An 871-nucleotide genomic window follows, 5' to 3' on the forward strand; every position below is an offset into this window, starting at 1 on the left:
TGAACGCTATGAAAACATCCGTCGTAACGATTTGATCAGCGTGTCCTGGGACGGCAATTATGTGCCTCACCGGGTGACGGACGATGAAGCCGCCGGTGTTGTCGATATCCTCGTTTTTATCGATATATCCGTTATTTTGCTGGGTAATCTTTTTGGGACGATCACCGTCAGGTTTACGGTCCAGGATGTTGTAGAAAACCAAGCCGGTGATAAATATCGGTTCTCCAAGCAGTATGTTCTAGAGAGTGAACTGGACCCGAGCTTCCGCGAGCCACCGGAGTTTGAGCTCGACGGTGTCCCAACAGACTTACTGGATTGGGATACAGACAGTGAAGGAGATCTGCAAGTACGCTGTTTTACCGACCGAACGCTACCTGCACCCAACCCGCGCCGTTACGTCATCGTCACTGTGAAGGCCACTTTGTTGGATGGCACCACTGAAACCGTCGTGTTGCCAGCGGCGCCGGACTTCAACACCTACAACGTCTTGGTGCCGCTTCCCAATCACCATGTTGCAAACTGGGTGGGCGGTTCATTCAGGATTTCCTTCGTTTATTACGAGGCCAGCGGTGCTATTCGAGGCCAGTCAGGCAGTCTTACTGTGACGGTTGTTGGCACACCCGTTGAAATGCCTGCCCCCGATTACCAACCCATCGACCTGGGCTTGATCGACCCTGCTGTCACCGGTCTTGTATACATACCTCACTACGAGCCCTATGACCCGGGCTGGATCGAGACGCTGTGCATGGAACATATCTCCGCCACAGGCGGCAATATCGTTTACACCGATCCGCAACTGGCAGGCCCCCCAGGCGGCCCTCGACCCATAACGCCGGACATCCTGGCGCCCTTCAACGGTAAGGGGGATACG

General features: G+C 54.5%; 1 pseudogene. It reads left to right on the plus strand.

Annotated elements, in window-relative coordinates:
• Positions 1-871: pseudogene (locus tag J1G37_RS28925) on the plus strand (YncE family protein); the annotation flags it as partial.

Origin of the sequence: Pseudomonas sp. Marseille-Q1929 (genome assembly GCF_017316265.1) — a bacterium.
Classification (GTDB): domain Bacteria; phylum Pseudomonadota; class Gammaproteobacteria; order Pseudomonadales; family Pseudomonadaceae; genus Aquipseudomonas.